Below are 16,986 nucleotides of genomic sequence, written 5' to 3'. Positions count from 1 at the left end.
CAGTATGCTGAATTCGGGCAGCGTATAACCCGGATCAGCACTATTTGAATTAACCCTGATTGATTGTTAATGTGTTTTCTTTGTTAATCCTTAAGCACAGGACCGTCCCGTGAGCTCAAATAGAGACGACCATTCTGACCGTCTGCCGGAACCTATCTCTGAAGTTTTTGAATCCTTTTCTGATTTTGTCCTTTTCACTGACGCGGAAGGGCATATCTGTTCGGCCAGTGATCGGGTTATTGAGTTTTTTGGCGGTCCTTTGCAGGGGCGCGCTCTTTGGAGCATTTTGGGTGTGGGCGCGTGCGGAATTGATGAATTCCTTAAAGCTTATCCGGTGACGGGAGTGCATGAAATTCCTTACGGAGAAAGCGGCGGCAGCTATTCCCTGAGAATGATACCGCTTTGTGGGCCGTACTGTTCCGAAGGCTATGTTGCCGTTGTCACCAATAATGCTCCTTTTGTTGAACTCCATGAGACTTATGAGGAACGCATTGAGGATAATATCGCTGCGCTTGATGATAGTGTAGCCCTTTTTAACGCTTTGTTTGAAGCAGCGCAGGACCCGACTATTCTGGCCGATTCCTCTTTCAGAATTCTGACTTCCAATCCCTCCGCAGAACGCCTTTTCGGGCGCAGCACAACTCTTTCCGGTAATAGCTGCCTGAGCCTTTTCAGCGCTGAATCATCCAAAGTTGTGCGGGATCATTTTGAAACATGTACGACAGAAATCCCCGTTCCTTTTGAAGAGTTTCTGACCGCTAGAGACAGTTCCGGCAAAGAGATTACAGTTGAACTTATGATGCATAAGGTTCGACTGCAGTCCGGTACCGTGTTCCATGTGGGGTTGCGGGACATGACCAACATTCAGCGGCTTGAAACAGGGCTGGAAGAAACCCGGGAGCAGGTTGACGGTATGAATGTGGCATTGCGGACTGTTATCGAGTCTGTGGAAGAAGAAAAAAAAGACATGCACGAAGATTTCGCCATACAGGTTCGGGAACAGATTCTGCCGGCCCTTGACCGGATGATTAAGGAACCGCTTCCCCGTATGCGGAGAAGTTTCGGTCGTTTTATCAAAGAGCGGCTTTCTGCTCTGGCCGGGGAAACCGGTGATCATTTTGAAGATCTGCTCCTTAAGCTTACTCCCCGTGAAGTCGAAATCTGCCGCTATATCGAGGCTGGTAAAAGTACTGAACACATAGGCGAGCTCCTTTCCATTACCGCCGACACCGTTCGCACACATCGTAAAAATATTCGCCGCAAGCTAGGGTTGCAAGGCAAGAGCGTCTCCTTGATTTCCTACCTCAAGCATCAGGTCGGCTCCTGATTTTATTGGGTATGTCATATACCCATTACGTACCCTATTGATCGCCTTGTGGGTATGCAGTAAGTCTGTATTGTTTTCTTCAGTGGCAAGAATAATGGATTTACTTTTTTACCCCTCTGCACGCAAATGATAACTGAAAAGATAGCAAATGAGAATTTAAGGTTCGCAATAGTTACTATTGTGTCCTCTTGTATTGCAATGTTTTTGTTTCTCAGTTTTTCATATGTACATCGTGATCAGATTCAAAAATACACTTCATCATCTTATATAATGATATATAAGAACGCTTATCCTCAAAATTAACATACACATTCAGGAGAAAACATGAAACGTTTTGCTGCCTTATACCTTGCGGTTCTCACACTGTTGTTTGCTGTTGCTGTTACCGGCTGTGCTCAGCAGGAAAAGGCCGGCCTTGAGAAAGTCAAAGAGTCCGGTGAAGTCAGTTTTGCCATGAGCGGAGGTTATCCCCCTTTCAATTATTTCAACAAGCAGAATGAGCTGGTCGGCTTTGATGTGGATGTTGCTAAAGAGGTCGCAAAGCGGCTGAGAGTTAAACTGAAACCGGTCACAACAGAATGGAGCGGTATTATCGAAGGGCTGCGGTCCGGCATCTACAGCGGTATCCTCGGTAGCATGGCTGCAACTGAGCAGCGCAAGAAGGTCGTAGATTTTTCCGTTCCGTATTACTACTCCGGCGCTCAGATGTTCGTCCGCGCTGATGCCCCTTTCAAGTCGGTGGATGAACTGAAGGATAAAGCCGTGGGGCTTGTTACTGGAACCACTTTTGAGCAGGACGCAAAGAAACTTGGAGTAACCGACATCCGCCTTTATAAGGATGATACACATACTCTTACCGAGCTTTCAAACGGTGTAATTGCCGGCGTGATTACTGACCGTGTTGTCGGCGTAAACGCTATGAACAGCGGTAAATTTAATATCAAGCCCCTTGGCTCTCCGTTGCGTAAGGAAGATATCGCAGTTGCTTTTCGCAAGGAAGATAAATCGCTTACCGACGAAGTGAATAAGATACTTAAACAGATGCATGAAGACGGAACGCTTACCGGTTTGAGTAAGAAGTGGCTTAAGGTAGATATTACCAAAAAATAGAAAGATAAGGGGGCTTAAAGCCTCCTTACTTTTTTGAGCAAAGGAAATAAGATGTACTTTGATTTTGCGAGTCTGCCGGAATATATCCCGTATTTTCTCCCGGCAGCATGGATGACCCTTGAGATTACCGTTCTGGGTATTCTTCTGGGGCTTGTCCTCGGCCTGTTGACCGTGTTTATGCGGATTTCCGATAAGAAGATTTTTAATCTTCCGGCTCATGCCTATATTTATGTAATCCGCGGGACACCGCTACTGCTGCAGTTGTTGTTTATCTATTTTGGGATGCGCAGTCTTGTGGGGCTTTCCGCCATGCCTGCCGCTGTTCTGGCTTTGGGGATTCATAACGGGGCATATATCGCCGAAATTTTCAGGGGCGCGATAGTTTCTATCTCCTCCGGACAGATGGAAGCTGCGCGCAGCATCGGGATGAGTTATCCGCGGGCGATGCTGAGGATTGTCCTGCCGCAGGCGTTCAAACGCGCAGTTCCGGCTTTGGGCAACCAGTTTATTATTGCTTTGAAGGATTCGTCCCTTGCCAGCACAATCACCATCAATGAACTGTTGTTGAAGTCGCAGCAGCTGGCATCTTCAAATTTTATGATGATGGAAATGCTGAGCATCGCGGGGATGTTTTATCTTATTTATACCGGTGCGTTTACATTTCTGTTTCATGCAATAGAAAGAAAGCTCGATACGAGCAGGGCCTAAGGAGGAACTATGCAGGATACAATCAGTATAGAGAATGTTCACAAATGGTTCGACACCAATCATGTGCTTAAAGGGATTGATCTCAATGTGGGGAATTCTGATGTAGTCGTGGTCATTGGTGCCAGCGGGTCCGGTAAATCTACGTTGCTCAGGTGCGTAAATCGTCTTGAAACCTACACCGAGGGTGAAATCAGTATTAATGGTGACAAGGTGCCAAGTGACGAAAGGAAGATCAATTCCATGCGCAGCCGGGTGGGTATGGTTTTCCAGCATTTTAATCTTTTTCCGCATATGAGTGTGCTGGGCAATGTGACTGAAGGCCCCACTCAAGTGAGGAAAATGCCTAAAAAAGAAGCAAAGGATCTGGGTATGACTTTTCTGGATAAGGTCGGGCTGGCAGATAAAGCCGATGCCTATCCTGAAACATTGTCCGGCGGTCAAAAACAGCGGGTGGCCATTGCGCGGGCTTTGGCTATGGAGCCGGAAGTAATGCTTTTTGATGAGCCTACATCAGCCCTTGACCCGGAACTTGTCGGCGAGGTGCTCACTGTAATGCGTGACCTTGCCGATGAAGGCATGACCATGATGGTTGTGACGCACGAAATGAATTTTGCAAATGAGGTGGCCGATTCCGTGGCCTTTATGGATAAGGGAGTTATTCTGGAACAGGATACCCCCTCCCGTTTGTTCTCCGCTCCGGCAGAGCAGCGAACGCAGGAATTCCTTTCTCAAATTTTATAACAATATAGGATATTATGACTGTTTACACAGAGCGACAGGAAGCATTGGCCGGTGTGATTGATGACGATTCTTCTAAGTCCGACTGGACTGATTGGAAGTGGCACGTCCGCAACACAATCAGGACTGTCTCCGGCTTTGAAAAAGTTTTAGGTATCAAATTCAGTGATAGTGAACGCAGGAAACATGAACTGACATTGCGGAAATTCCCGCTGGCTATCACCCCTTATTATCTTTCACTCATTGATGTGGAAGATTATGAAAATGACCCTGTTTTTCTGCAATCATTTCCCAGCCCGGAAGAGCTGAAAATTGAACGTTGTGATATGAGCGACCCGCTGCATGAGGATGAAGACAGTCCCGTGCCCGGAATTACCCACAGGTATCCTGACCGGGTGCTTTTCCATATAAGTAATCTTTGTTCCATGTATTGCAGGCACTGCACACGCAAGCGCAAAGTGGGGGATCAGGATTCCGTTCCTTCCCGAGACCAATTGGAGCAGGGAATTGAATATATCCGCAACACTCCGCAGGTGCGCGATGTGCTGCTTTCCGGCGGTGACCCGTTCATGCTTTCGGATGAGAAGCTGGACTGGATTCTGACCAAGATAGGTGAGATCGAGCATGTTGAGGTTGTCCGTATCGGGACCCGTATGCCGGTTGTTCTGCCCTATCGAGTTACCGACGATCTGGTAAATATGCTTAAGAAGCACCATCCGCTTTGGATTAATACCCATTACAATCATCCCAGAGAAGTGACTGATTCTTCCAGAAGAGCTCTTGCCAAACTCGCTGATGCCGGGATTCCGCTCGGTAACCAGAGTGTGTTGCTGGCCGGGGTTAATGATTGCCCGCGTCTGATCAAGAGTTTAAATCATAAGCTGGTTAAGAACAGGGTTCGCCCCTATTATCTGTACCAGTGCGACCTCTCCGAAGGCTTAAGCCATTTCCGTACTCCGGTTGGTAAGGGTATTGAAATTCTGGAAAGCCTTCGCGGTCATACCAGTGGATTTTCTGTGCCGACTTATGTAGTCGACGCTCCCGGAGGAGGCGGTAAGATTCCGGTCATGCCCAACTATATAGTTTCATGGGCCACGAATAAGGTTGTTCTCAGAAACTATGAAGGGGTCATCACTACATATACAGAGCCAGACTCTTACGAGTGCAATTACTGCGACCGCAATTGCACCGAGTGCAACCTGCAGCTTAAGGAAGATGATGCCGAGGAAAAAGCCATCGGTATTGAAAAACTTATTTCAGACTGGGACGACACTCTAAGTCTGACACCCGAAGACAATGAAAGGGCGGAGCGTAATTCGGATGTCGCATGATTCCATTTTAAAAGTTAGGAACAGCATCATACAGATGGGGGACTACAATGACCGCATTTATCTAATGTCGCTGTCTCCTGAGGATGAGCCTTATATTGTAGAAGAACTTGTCAGCATGGCTGCCACAAAAGATCTCTCGAAGATTTTCGTTAAGGTACCTGACGCGCATGCCTCATCTTTTCTCGACAACGGTTTTGAGAAGGAAGCGCATGTGCCGGGAATGTTCGGTGCTGACGACGGTCATTTTCTGAGCTTCTATCGCTCTTCATGGCGTAAGGAGCATACCGACGGGGAGGAACTGGACCGAGTCCTTGCTGTTGCCGAAAGCAAAAAAGGGAAGGGAAATGTTTCAACTCTCCCGTCGAGCCTGCATATGCGTAGGCTTGGGCCGGAAGATGCGCACGCGCTAGCGCATCTTTACGGCCGGACTTTCAAAACCTATCCTTTTCCGGTAAATGATCCTGATTTTATTCTTCAGGAAATGGAAGAGGGAGTGCGCTTTGCCGGAGTCTTTGAAGAAGATCGACTTGTGGGGGCCTCTTCTGCGGAAGTAGCCGCAGACGGGCAAAGCGCAGAAATGACAGATTTTGCTGTTAATCCTGATTACCGCAAAGTGGGTATTGCCGGGGCTCTTTTGAGATCCCTTGAAGATGATTGCGCCAAATCAGGGATTAAGTGCCTTTTTACAATTGCCCGGGCCTGTTCCTATGGAATAAATTCCCTTTTTTCCAAGGGAGATTATGAGTTTTCGGGAAGACTTATTAACAACACAAATATAAGTGGTAGTCTCGAATCCATGAATGTTTGGTATAAATGTCTATGATCGTGCCTTTGGATTTACCGTAAAAGCACAAATTTACGCGTTCTGGTAAATTTATATAAAAAACAAAGCCTTCTGCAATTATTTGCGGAAGGCTTTGTTATTTTTAATCTATGTATTTTGGTCAGAAGTGCTTTTTATTGCTTTAAAACCTTAAGAGATAAGGTCTTTTAAAATGCTGTATACAATATTGTGAAATCATTTTGAGTCAGCTTCGTAAATACGAGGTTAAAAACGCATAAAATTTAAAAAATAAGTAAAAAATAGAATTAAATTTAACGAATAACGTTTTTGTCGATTATAAAGTCTGGTAAAAGCTTCACATAGACAATTTTATGCATTCTGCTGTGCTTTTAAGGCGCGTGGAATTTAAGGCGATGGTTCTGTGATTTGTAACTTGCCGTTATATTGTGATTTTATCTTTGCATGTTAACCAATGGCATGCAAATTGATAGGTCCGCAGAATCAAATAAAAAGACTAAATTTTAAAGGGGATAGTAACCATGTTTGAAGCACCGTATTTACTTTTTCTCGGAGATGCTCCTGATGCACTGGGCGCTAAAATGGCTCAGGGTATTTACGATTGGAGACCTGAAGCCGTTGCCGGACAGTTTCGCATGGAAGGCTGCAAGGCCGACCTCGGAATCAAAGACCTTACTATTAAAGAAGCGGTTGAAGCCGGTGCCAAGACACTTGTTGTCGGCGTTGTAAACCGCGGCGGAATTATTTCCGACAGCTGGAAAACTATTTTGGTTGAAGCTCTTGAAGCTGGTATGGATGTCGCCTCCGGCTTGCATACTCTGCTGCGTGATCAGCCTGAGCTGGTTGCAGCTGCGGAAAAAAGCGGCAGCAAACTGCATGATGTGCGTATCCCCAATGTGAAATATCCTATTGCCACCGGTAAAAAACGCACCGGTAAGCGCTGTCTTGCCGTGGGAACCGACTGCTCCGTTGGTAAAATGTATACCGCACTGGCCATCGACCGCGAAATGAAAAAACAGGGCCTTAAATCCACTTTCCGCCCCACCGGCCAGACCGGTATCCTCATTGAAGGTAACGGCGTACCCCTTGATGCTGTAATCGCCGACTTCATGGCCGGTTCAGTTGAATACCTTACCCCTGACAACGATCCTGATCACTGGGATATCATTGAAGGGCAGGGCAGCCTGTATCATGCATCCTACTCCGGTGTGACCATGGCGCTTGTTCATGGCGGCCAGCCTGATGCTTTGATTCTTTGCCATGAGCCTACTCGTGAACACATGCGCGGTCTGCCCGATTATCAGCAGCCCACACTTGAAGAACTGCGCGATACCGCATTGACCCTTGCCAGAGTTGTAAATCCTGAGTGCAAAGCCGTAGCTGTTTCCGTAAATACCCAGCACATGACTGAAGATGAAGCTATGACTTATCTTGCCGAAGTGGAAAAACAGATGGGTATTCCCGCTGTCGATCCTTTCCGTCAGGGTGCATCCCGTCTGGTTGAGGCGTTGGTATAATGAAAATCTCGGTTGTAAAAGATGTTTTCCCGCTGGCGCAGGTTTTTACCATCGCGCGCGGTTCTCGTACCGAAGCCGTTGTGCTGCGGGTAGAGATTGAAGAAGACGGTTTTACCGGGCGTGGGGAATGCGTTCCCTATGCCCGTTATAACGAGACTGTGGAGTCCGTTACCGCCCAGATTGAAGGCCTGAAAATCCCGCTTACCCGTGAGGAATTACAGTCCGCGCTTAAGCCCGGGGCCGCTCGCAATGCCGTTGACTGCGCGCTCTGGGATCTGGAAGCCAAGAAAACCGGAACTCCGGCATGGAAGCTGGCAGGAATAAGCGAGCCCACCCCGGAAGTTACAGCCTATACTCTTTCTCTCGGCACACCGGAAAAAATGGAACAGCAGGCTGCTGAAAATTCAGCAAGGCCGTTGCTCAAGACAAAGCTCGGCGGCGGGATAGAAGATATCGCCCGTATTGAAGCTGTGCGTCGCGGTGCGCCGGATGCGCGTATAATTGTTGATGCAAATGAAGGCTGGACAGCTGACGTCTATCGCGAAATGGCTCCTGTGCTGGTTCGTCTGGGCGTTGAGATGGTGGAGCAGCCGCTGCCCGCATCCGATGATGACGCTTTGCTTGAAATCGACAGAGTGCTGCCGGTATGTGCGGATGAATCCTGCCATGACCGTGATTCGCTGCCTGCTCTCAAAGGCAAATATGATATGGTCAACATCAAGCTGGATAAGACCGGAGGTCTGACTGAGGCACTCAAATTACGGGAGGCTGCTTTAGCCGCCGGATATGATGTTATGGTCGGCTGCATGGTCGGTTCTTCGCTGGCCATGGCTCCTGCGATGCTTGTCGCCAGCGGAGCCTCTGTCGTTGATCTTGACGGTCCGTTACTTTTGGCCGAAGACAGAGAGCACCCGTTGGAATACGATGATAAATTTGTTTTTCCCCCGCAGAGTGAATTGTGGGGATAATTGTTAATCTTTCATAATGGAATAAGTGAATAAAATGAGTCGTACAGTATATGTGAATGGCGCTTTTGTGCCTGAAGAAGAGGCTAGTGTTTCTATTTTTGACCGTGGTTTCCTTTTTGCGGACGCCATCTACGAAGTTACTGCTGTTATTGATAGCAAAATCTGTGAATGGGAAGGCCATGTAGCCCGTCTTGAACGTTCACTTGGAGAAATCGGCATGGGTATGCCCATGAGCTCCGAAGAACTGCTCGAAATTCACCGTGAACTGGTCAAACGTAACGATATGGAAGAAGGTGCAATCTATCTTCAGATCACCCGCGGCGCCATTGACCGTGATTTCGTAATGCCTAAAGACCTTGAGCAGACCGTGGTTCTCTTTACTCAGGCTAAGAAGCTGACCGGTGAAAAGAAGGGGCTGCGTGTTGTTTCAATGCCTGATATTCGCTGGGCTCGTCGCGACATCAAGACTGTGCAGTTGCTTGCCGCTTCCATGGTTAAAACTGAAGCCAAGAAGCAGGGTAAAGATGATGCATGGATGGTTGAAGATGGATTCGTTACCGAAGGTTCTTCCAACAATACCTACATCGTGACAGCAGAAGGAAAGATTATTACCCGTAACCTTTCCAACTCCATTCTTCCGGGCATTACCCGCAAGTCAGTACTTCGTATCGCCGAAGAAATGAAAATGGAAATCGAAGAGCGCCCCTACACTATTGAAGAAGCTCAGAAGGCTACTGAAGCTTTTATGACCGCCGCAACATCTTTTGTTACTCCGGTTCTTGAAATTGACGGCGTTGAGCTTGGTGACGGAACCCCCGGTCCGGTAAGCAAGCGTCTTTGTGAAGTTTACATTGAGGAAGCACGTAAGGCTTCCTGCTAAATGATATATTTGCGTTGCTTGGGGAAGTATACGCGCTCCTGAACAGGTGAAAGCCTGTCCTAATTGCTGAAAAGGCGGTCCGCATCAATTGATGCGGACCGCCTGTTTTTATATATACGCCCGGTTGTTGTGGGCGGTGATTATGACAGTGAATTACTCATTAATTTTCGCGGCTGCGGCTAAGGCGCATTTTTCACCGTCCATAGCTGCTGAGATTATTCCTCCCGCGTATCCTGCTCCTTCGCCACAGGGAAAAAAACCTTTTATCTGCACATGTTCCAGTGTTTCGCGGTCACGCGGGATGCGCACAGGAGAACTGGTGCGCGATTCCACCGCCAGCACCTTTGCCTCTTCCGAGTCGAAACCTTTGAATTTTTTGCCCAGAGCTTTGAGTCCGTTGCGCAATGCTTCGGATTGTATGAATGGCAGCAGCTCGTGCACAGGGGCGCTGTACACACCCGGTATATATGATGTCTTGGGGATTGATTTTGAGGTGCGTGCTGCAATGAAATCAGTTACCCGCTGGGCAGGAGCCTGCTGGGTAATGCCATCTCCTGCGGCGAACATTCTTTTTTCCGCATTAGCTTGATATTCCAGCGCGCAGAGCGGATTTTCCTGATTTTCGAGGTCTTCAAGCTTAACTTCCGCAACAAGACCGGCATTGGCAAAGGGGGCGTTACGCGCGGCCAGACTCATTCCGTTTAATACCAGCTCCCCCGGTGAGGTGGAGGCCGGTACAATATATCCGCCGGGACACATGCAAAAGGAGAAGACTCCGCGGCCCATGGCTTGTGTCGAAATACGGTAGCTTGCCGCAGGTAGGTTTTCGTGGCGCGGGGACTGGTGGTAAAAAATTTTATCAATCAACGGTTGGGGATGCTCGATGCGAACGCCGAGAGCAAAAGGTTTTGCTTCGATCTTAATGTCCTGATCCGCGAGGGCGTGGAAAATATCCCGTGCTGAATGCCCGGTGGCGAGGATTACCGCATCGGCCTTGATTGTATTACCGGCGGCAATTACCCCGGTCATGCGGTCTCCGTCGAGAATAAAGGAATCTACCCGGGTGTTGAAATGAATTTCTCCGCCGCAGGCGAGAATGTCTTCGCGCATTTTGCTGACAATGCGCGGAAGAACATTAGAGCCGAGGTGCGGGTGGGCGTCAATTCGAATGTCTCCGGGAGCGCCGTTGGCAATGAGCAGATCGAGAATTCTACCCACATTTCCGCGTTTGGTGGCTCGTGTGTAGAGTTTACCGTCGGAGTAGGTTCCTGCTCCGCCTTCACCGAAGCAGTAGTTGGAATCAGGGTTGATCAGGTCTTCTGTATATATTTTTTTCAAATCTTTGCGGCGGTCGTTAACAGTCCTGCCCCGTTCTATAATGATCGGCTTGATGCCATGTTCCAGCAGGGTCAGGGCTGCAAAATATCCCGCGGGTCCGGCTCCTGCTATAACTATCTGTTTCCCGTTTAAGGGCTGAGGGGTGAAGACGGAACTCTTTTGTTCTACTGATTCCGGGTCCCCGATGGCTACCTGCATCACAAAGTGCGGTTTGCGGGAGCGGGCATCAATTGAGCGGCGTAGCACACGGGTGGAAATATTTTTATCGTCGGGTAATCCGGCTGTTTTCAGCGCTTCGTTGCGGATTGCTCCCGGGCTGTTGACCTCTCCGGGCTTAATTTTAATCTGTACTACTACCTGCTTCATGGCGAAATTCCTTTTTGGGTTATTTAAGTCCGCTTACCTCTACTGCCTGACCTGCTAAAGTCAACGTAAAAGTGTGATTTATTGAGAGTTGAATCTTGTTAAAAAGTGAACGATGAAGCCTGCTTTTTTTATAACATAAGAATCATTATTTAAATTGCTGCGTATTTTTCTTTAATTCATTGCGGAAAGAGCAATTCTAATATTTTTAAAATCGTATGTTGTGAAAAAATGTTTAAAGTTTGAATGAATGTGAAAAAAAGAATTAATAAAAAGCGGTTGACGAAAGTACTTTTAGGTGTATGCTTTTTTTAACGTCTTTCAGGAGGAGCTAGGTAATGGCTTTAGAATTGTATTTTGCACTCGGTGTGTTCTTTTTTGTTTCTTTGAATGCAATAGCGCAAGTGGAACAGTATGTCGAAGAGAGATCTTTAGCTAAGTCAAAGCATTTTGATAGTGTGGTTGGGCCTTTTAAAGGTATAATTGCGAAATATTATAGATGCGATGATGAGTTTTATTGTTTTTTTAAAAAAGATGCATTTGATTTGAACTAATCTTTTTAGTTTTTATTCTTATCAAATTCAAAAACCCCGTTCTGGCAGCAGAGCGGGGTTTTTGTTTGGTCAGTTTGCTATTTTTAGAAAAACTGAATTTGCATTCAGTTCCGTCGTTCGTATGATTAGGGGTCTTTACCTTCATGAAGTGGATGGTGGTATAAATGTGAAAAAAAGAATTAACCGAATGTCATTGACGGAGTGTTTTTTATGCGTACACTGAAATTTAAGTTCTTGAAATGAACTTGGAAAGACACTTTTTATTGTATCTTTAAGTTGTAGGAGCGATCTTATGTTTATGTGCTGGTTATGTGGAATAGCAAGGTTTGTTGAAAATGTTTTTTTTGCTAATGCAGAAAAGGCTCGCGTTGTTGTCAAAAAGTCCAGCAGTGAAGATAAGCTAGTCAAACGCTACAGTGACGAATATTAATAGATTACAATAGATAAATACTGAATAAAGTAAGGGCCGTGGTTTTAGCTACCACGGCCCTTTTGTTTTAAGAATACAGCTAATCACATCCGTGAGCCAGCCGGATTACTTCTGTTCGCGTCCGTGCTTTGGTGTACAGGGCTATGGCCGCCACTGCGCGGTCGCATACCGGAAAGACCGGAACTCCGTTTGCCAGCAGCATATCGCGCAGGGGATCGTAGAGTCTTCCGCCGTCCACTACCGCCAATACGGGCTTCTCACTCTTCGCTACGATTTTTATCAGTAGATTGCCGAGAGAGTTTTCATCTTCCATTGAAAAGGCCGGAATTGTCGGTTCCGCCAGAGTGTGCATGGAAGGGGAAAGCGGGTCCAGACCGATGACAATGGAATCCACCGCCGGGTCGGCTACCAGTATTTCGGTCATGGCTGCGTGAACCTCATCGTTTGATCCCGGGGTCAGATCAAGAGGGTTCTGGACTGTGACCAGCGAATTAAGTCTCCTGGCTTCAAGAATCTCGTTTATGGCTTTAAGCGATTCTCCGCTGAAGCGCGCCAGCTCAATATCATAATCATCGGACTGGATTGAGTCGGCCATGCCGACAGCTTCAAATCCGGCTCCGGTTACGGCGGCAAGTCTGTCGCCGCAAATGGTTTTTCCGCTCAGTTTTTCGGCAAGCATGAACAGGTCCTGAAATTCCTGAAAAGTGCGTGCGACAATTGCTCCTGCCTGCTGTACACAGCTTTCGCAGACCATATAATCCCCGGCCAGCGATGCGGTATGTCCGCTGGTAGCGGTCTTGCCTTCCGGGGTCCTGCCTGCTTTGTAAAACACGACTTCCTTGCCGTTCATTACTGCCTGCCGCACGGCCCTGCAGAATTCAAGGCCGTCGAGGTCATTGAATCCTTCTGCGTATACCGCAATGACGTCGACCTCCGAAGAGTCCTTAAAATAATGAACCATGTCGCCGAGGGTTAGGTCGGTCTGGTTGCCCATGGAAATCATGTAAGCCGGGTTTAATTCCGGGCACTGGCTGGAGCGGAAAACCATAAATGCCCCGCTCTGGCTGATAAAAGCTGCTCTCTGATATGGAGCTGTGCGATCTTTGGGGTATTTTTCATCGGGGATGAACCATGTGTCGTAACCACCTGGACGGGAAACAACTCCCATGCAGTTGGCGCCGATAAAAACAGGTCCTCCATCTTCATCGGCATGTTTTGCATTGATACTGGAGATTACCTGCTGCGCCCGTTTTTTGCTGTCTTCAGTTTCTCCCATTCCGCCGGGGATGAGCATGACGCTTTTAGCGCAATCAAGTTCAATTATTTTATCTACCAGATCGGGTACATGCTTAGCAGCAATGGCTATTACAAACAGGTCCAGCTGCTCTTCCAGCGCATCGAGATCGGGAACACAACGAACTCCGTCAATTTCAGAACAGCCCTCGCGGATAATTACCACATTCTCTTTTTCGTATCCTTCTGCCAGCACATTATCGAGGATGATATGCCCGAAATTGCGGCGGGTGGCAGAAACACCGATTATGCCTATCTTTTTAGGATGAAGAAGGTTGTGGATCTTTTGTACCGGACGGGCCAGCGGCTTTTGGCCTGCTTTTGAAAAGCGGCACATGCCGTCCAAGGGAACCATAAGATATTCGGTGAAGGCAAAAGGGTTGATTTCAAGTTCATCAATCACGAACCCGGTATCTTTATTGGAAGGTGAAAAATATTTACCCATTTCAATGAAGGACTCAAAACACTCTATGAGCTGTTCGTCAGTTACAATGCGTCGTTGTCCGCGGGTGAGTCCGGCCAGTTTTTTATATGAAATGGTATTTTTAAACAGCTGAAAAAAGGACTGCCCATCGACCATATCCACGGATGCCGCCACAATTGCCTGACCTTTACGGAATCTCTCGGCGTAAAGTTCGGTATCTGTTCCACCGAGTCCTGCACTTATGATGGTGCCGAATTCTCTGGTTCTGCGCAGGCCGACAATAAGTTCGTTGCCGAAGGAATCGGAATCGGGCGGCATAAACTGGACCTGTAAAACCCCTTTAAGATCACGGCTGATTGCTTTAACCAGCGCTTCTCCGTGAAATCCTTTGTATTTTTCCGGTCCGTGATCGGGATTACGCTCAATGTAAGCGGCGTAATTCTCCGGTACTTCATACATCATGCCGCGCACGGCGGATCTAATTTTAGACGGTTCTTTTTTTACAATTCGAACTCCGCCTACCTCTGTTTTATGGATAATAGTCGGGGATACGATTTTTAGAACCGTTTTGTCTCCCGGCATGGAAGTAAGCTCTTCATCAGAAAAACGTGCCCCGCGCGGTAGCAGGTTCGCGGCCGGAGGTGTTTCCGCACCGGAATTAGCCAGCAGGTTATATACTTCATACTCATAGAGATAGTCGCGGCCTTCATTGTCAGCATTGCCGAATAGGTCGGTGATAGTTTCAAAGCTGATTTTGTTTTCAGTAAACATATGTACTCGCTTGGATGAGATTTTTACCTGAAAGAGATATGCCACATCCGGCTAAGTAGACACAAGGTAGAGTTTAGCCCTGAAAATTAATTTTTCTGCAAAAAAAGAGAAGGGCGGACCCGAATCACCTGATTCAGGTCCGCCCTGATGCCTATTATGCATTTTGAAGGGGGCGGGAAGACTACTGAAGAGGCCGGACAATTCGTTGACTCGTAAATGCCGGACAGCTTTATCGGCCTGACCTGCTCCATAATTTTATCCCTATCAATCAAAACGAAGGAGGTAGCAGCTAGAATGATAACGGACTCCGGTTTTCCGGAAGATGAACAATTAGAGGCCGAGAAGGTCCGCGAGGAAGAGCGCAGGATTAATGAGCAGTTTCTTTCTGATGTTCGCGCCACGTTCAACACCCCGCACGGCAGAAGGATTTTTACTTTTCTGTTGGAGCAGGGAGGCGTGAATGCTGTTTTATTTTCCAAAGAGAGCGACATCTACCGCAACGTCGCGGTTCATGATTTTGTAATTGAAAATGTCCTTGGCCCGGTAATCACAGCTGATGAGGAAATATATCTTTCCATTATTCGTGAACGGGCTGAAATGATGAGGCATGAAGAGGAGGAACATAAATGATGGATTTTTCGGTGGGTGATGACCAGCAGCCGGATCACCATTCTCCGCAGGTCAACGCAGACGATGAGGTGGCTGAACCTGTCTTGGGCGGTGAGACCCTTGCTGAGGAATCGGAAGAACAGCCTGATCCCGTTGTGCAGGAAGCAGATCGGCTGACTGATCATCCTGTTCCCGATGCGCCGGAAGCATACGAGCTTGATTATGGAATGCAGGACGAAATCGATCCGCATGTTGACCGCCAGTTCCGCCAGTTTGCTCATGAGAACGGTGTAAGTGGGGAAATGGCTCAGAAACTTGTTGATTTCCATAACTCTTTGGAGGCGGCCCGCTATGAGGATCATCAGACCCAGACCGGGGAATGGGAACGTCAGACCCGTTCGCTTCCGGGATGGCACGGTGCCAACTACCGTAAAAATATGGGAGTGGCCAACAAGGCTGTGCAGACTTTTGCGTCTCCGGCCCTTGCTAAGATGATTCGGGATTCAGGATATTCCTGCCATCCCGAAGTAGTGAAAGCCTTTTACAACGTGGGCAGACGTCTCGCGGAAGATTCTTATGTGGAGGGCAGGGGAGCTGCTCCCCGGGAAAAAACAATCGGGGAAATTCTGTATCCCAATCAACCTATTTAAAAAGTCGGGCACTATGTTTTAGGCCGGGCAGATGAGCTGAAGGCCCGGAAAATGATCCTTTTGTTTTGTGTAGCGGATTATCAAAATACAGTCCTTTTTATCCGGAACGCTTAAAGCGTCATTAAATCGAGAGCTCCCAAGAGGGCCGAATTTTTACAGGAGAATTAACTATGGCAACTCTTGGATTGAACGCACTTACTCTTTCTGATTGGGGAAATCGTCTTGATCCCAACGGTGATGTAGCTAAAGTTACTGAAGTTCTGACCAACAGCAATGAAATCCTTGATGATTCCGCATGGGTAGAGGGCAACCTGCCGACCGGCCACCGCACCACCGTGCGCACCGACCTGCCCACTGTGAGCTGGCGTAAGCTCAACTACGGAATCAAGCCCAGTAAATCCCGCACCAAACAGATCGATGACACTTGCGGCATGCTCGAATCATACGCGGAAATGGATAAGGCTCTCTCCGATCTCAACGGACATTCCTCCAACTTTCGTACTTCTGAGGAACGTGCCTTCCTCGAAGCGATGAATAAGGAATTTGCCGAGACCTTCATTTACGGTGACACCTCTCTGGAACCTGAAAAATTCCTCGGTCTCGCACCCCGTTTCAATTCTCTTGAGCACAAGAACGTCATCAATTTCGGCGGTAGCGGTGATAACTGCACATCTATCTGGATTGTCTGCTGGTCCGATCAGACTGTTCATTTCACGTTCCCTCGCGGCAGTTCCAACGGCTTGAGCCATAAGGACCTTGGTGAAGTAACCCTTGAAGACGTTAACGGCGGTAAATATCAGGGACTGCGCACCCATTACAAATGGACCCCCGGTCTTGTGGTTCGCGACTGGCGTTATGTTGTGCGTATTGCTTCCATTGATCCAGAGAATCTCGGTTCCAACTCTCTGCGTCATGCGCTGATCGAGGGGCTGAACATGATCCCCAACACCAACATGGGCAGGACTGCAATCTATTGTAACCAGACCGTGAAAACCCTGCTCGACATTGAAGCGTCCGATAAAAATAACGTCATGCTCAAATCGGAAAACTGGGAAGGCAAGCCCGTAACAACCTTCTGGGGTTGCCCGGTCCGTCGCGTGGATTCCATCCTCAATACTGAGTCCGCAATTACTGCGTAAGGCCCGGATCATATTTATCATCATCAACAATAAA

Annotated in this window: 15 protein-coding genes; 13 read left to right on the top strand and 2 right to left on the bottom strand. The window is 47.8% G+C overall.

Annotated features, from left to right (window positions below; translation table 11 throughout):
- The first annotated feature begins 109 nt into the window (after positions 1-109).
- The 9 genes from ACKU35_RS16865 to ACKU35_RS16825 all read left to right on the top strand — a co-directional run bounded on the left by ACKU35_RS16865 (position 110) and on the right by ACKU35_RS16825 (position 9,381).
- A complete protein-coding gene (locus tag ACKU35_RS16865; protein ID WP_319761076.1) occupies positions 110-1,327 on the top strand; it encodes a PAS domain S-box protein in 1,218 nt (405 codons plus the stop codon).
- 324 nt (positions 1,328-1,651) lie between these two features.
- Complete coding sequence (locus tag ACKU35_RS16860) at positions 1,652-2,437, top strand: ABC transporter substrate-binding protein (RefSeq protein WP_319761074.1); 786 nt, start codon at positions 1,652-1,654, stop codon at positions 2,435-2,437.
- A gap of 51 nt (positions 2,438-2,488) precedes the next feature.
- Complete coding sequence (locus ACKU35_RS16855; protein ID WP_319761072.1) at positions 2,489-3,145, top strand: amino acid ABC transporter permease; 657 nt, start codon at positions 2,489-2,491, stop codon at positions 3,143-3,145.
- Between the two features lie 9 nt (positions 3,146-3,154).
- The gene (locus ACKU35_RS16850) at positions 3,155-3,886 is read left to right on the top strand and encodes an amino acid ABC transporter ATP-binding protein (RefSeq protein ID WP_319761070.1); all 732 of its coding nucleotides are present in this window, start codon (positions 3,155-3,157) and stop codon (positions 3,884-3,886) included.
- Positions 3,887-3,900: 14 nt separating this feature from the next.
- Positions 3,901-5,214, top strand: a complete 1,314-nt coding sequence (ablA, locus tag ACKU35_RS16845) for a lysine 2,3-aminomutase (RefSeq protein WP_319761068.1) — start codon at positions 3,901-3,903, stop codon at positions 5,212-5,214.
- A complete protein-coding gene (ablB, locus tag ACKU35_RS16840; RefSeq protein WP_319761066.1) occupies positions 5,204-6,037 on the top strand; it encodes a putative beta-lysine N-acetyltransferase in 834 nt (277 codons plus the stop codon). The genes ablA and ablB overlap by 11 nt, the downstream gene beginning before the upstream one ends.
- A gap of 500 nt (positions 6,038-6,537) precedes the next feature.
- Positions 6,538-7,533 carry an N-acetyltransferase DgcN gene (gene dgcN / locus ACKU35_RS16835; protein ID WP_319761064.1) on the top strand — a complete coding sequence of 332 codons (996 nt, stop codon included), beginning with the start codon at positions 6,538-6,540 and terminating at the stop codon, positions 7,531-7,533.
- Positions 7,533-8,501, top strand: a complete 969-nt coding sequence (dgcA, locus tag ACKU35_RS16830; protein ID WP_319761062.1) for an N-acetyl-D-Glu racemase DgcA — start codon at positions 7,533-7,535, stop codon at positions 8,499-8,501. Before dgcN ends, dgcA begins: the two co-directional genes overlap by 1 nt.
- 34 nt (positions 8,502-8,535) lie before the next feature.
- Entirely contained in the window at positions 8,536-9,381 is an 846-nt protein-coding gene (locus tag ACKU35_RS16825; RefSeq protein WP_319761060.1) for a D-amino-acid transaminase, read from the top strand.
- A 153-nt stretch (positions 9,382-9,534) separates the two neighbouring features.
- Here the strand turns inward: ACKU35_RS16825 and ACKU35_RS16820 are convergent, their stop codons facing one another.
- Positions 9,535-11,085, bottom strand: a complete 1,551-nt coding sequence (locus ACKU35_RS16820) for an FAD-dependent oxidoreductase (RefSeq protein WP_319761058.1) — start codon at positions 11,083-11,085, stop codon at positions 9,535-9,537.
- 335 nt (positions 11,086-11,420) lie between these two features.
- Here ACKU35_RS16820 and ACKU35_RS16815 point away from each other — a divergent pair, with 335 nt between their 5' ends.
- The gene (locus ACKU35_RS16815) at positions 11,421-11,636 is read left to right on the top strand and encodes a hypothetical protein (protein ID WP_319761056.1); all 216 of its coding nucleotides are present in this window, start codon (positions 11,421-11,423) and stop codon (positions 11,634-11,636) included.
- Positions 11,637-12,145: 509 nt separating this feature from the next.
- Here the strand turns inward: ACKU35_RS16815 and ACKU35_RS16810 are convergent.
- The gene (locus ACKU35_RS16810) at positions 12,146-14,554 is read right to left on the bottom strand and encodes an acetate--CoA ligase family protein (RefSeq protein ID WP_319761054.1); all 2,409 of its coding nucleotides are present in this window, start codon (positions 14,552-14,554) and stop codon (positions 12,146-12,148) included.
- A 294-nt stretch (positions 14,555-14,848) separates the two neighbouring features.
- On the opposite strand from ACKU35_RS16810, the gene ACKU35_RS16805 reads away from it, so the two are divergent.
- The 3 genes from ACKU35_RS16805 (at position 14,849) to ACKU35_RS16795 (ending at position 16,952) form a co-directional block, all read left to right on the top strand.
- Positions 14,849-15,184, top strand: coding sequence for a hypothetical protein (locus tag ACKU35_RS16805; RefSeq protein ID WP_319761052.1), 336 nt, complete (start codon positions 14,849-14,851; stop codon positions 15,182-15,184).
- Positions 15,181-15,813 (top strand): endoprotease, encoded by a 633-nt coding sequence (locus tag ACKU35_RS16800; RefSeq protein ID WP_319761050.1) that lies wholly within the window; start codon positions 15,181-15,183, stop codon positions 15,811-15,813. Before ACKU35_RS16805 ends, ACKU35_RS16800 begins: the two co-directional genes overlap by 4 nt.
- 170 nt (positions 15,814-15,983) lie before the next feature.
- Entirely contained in the window at positions 15,984-16,952 is a 969-nt protein-coding gene (locus ACKU35_RS16795; RefSeq protein ID WP_319761048.1) for a major capsid protein, read from the top strand.
- Positions 16,953-16,986 lie beyond the last annotated feature (34 nt).

This window comes from Maridesulfovibrio sp. (assembly GCF_963676065.1).
Lineage (GTDB): Bacteria > Desulfobacterota > Desulfovibrionia > Desulfovibrionales > Desulfovibrionaceae > Maridesulfovibrio.
The sequence above is the reverse complement of the archived record's forward strand: the minus strand, read 5'-3'. Positions and strand labels throughout refer to the sequence as shown.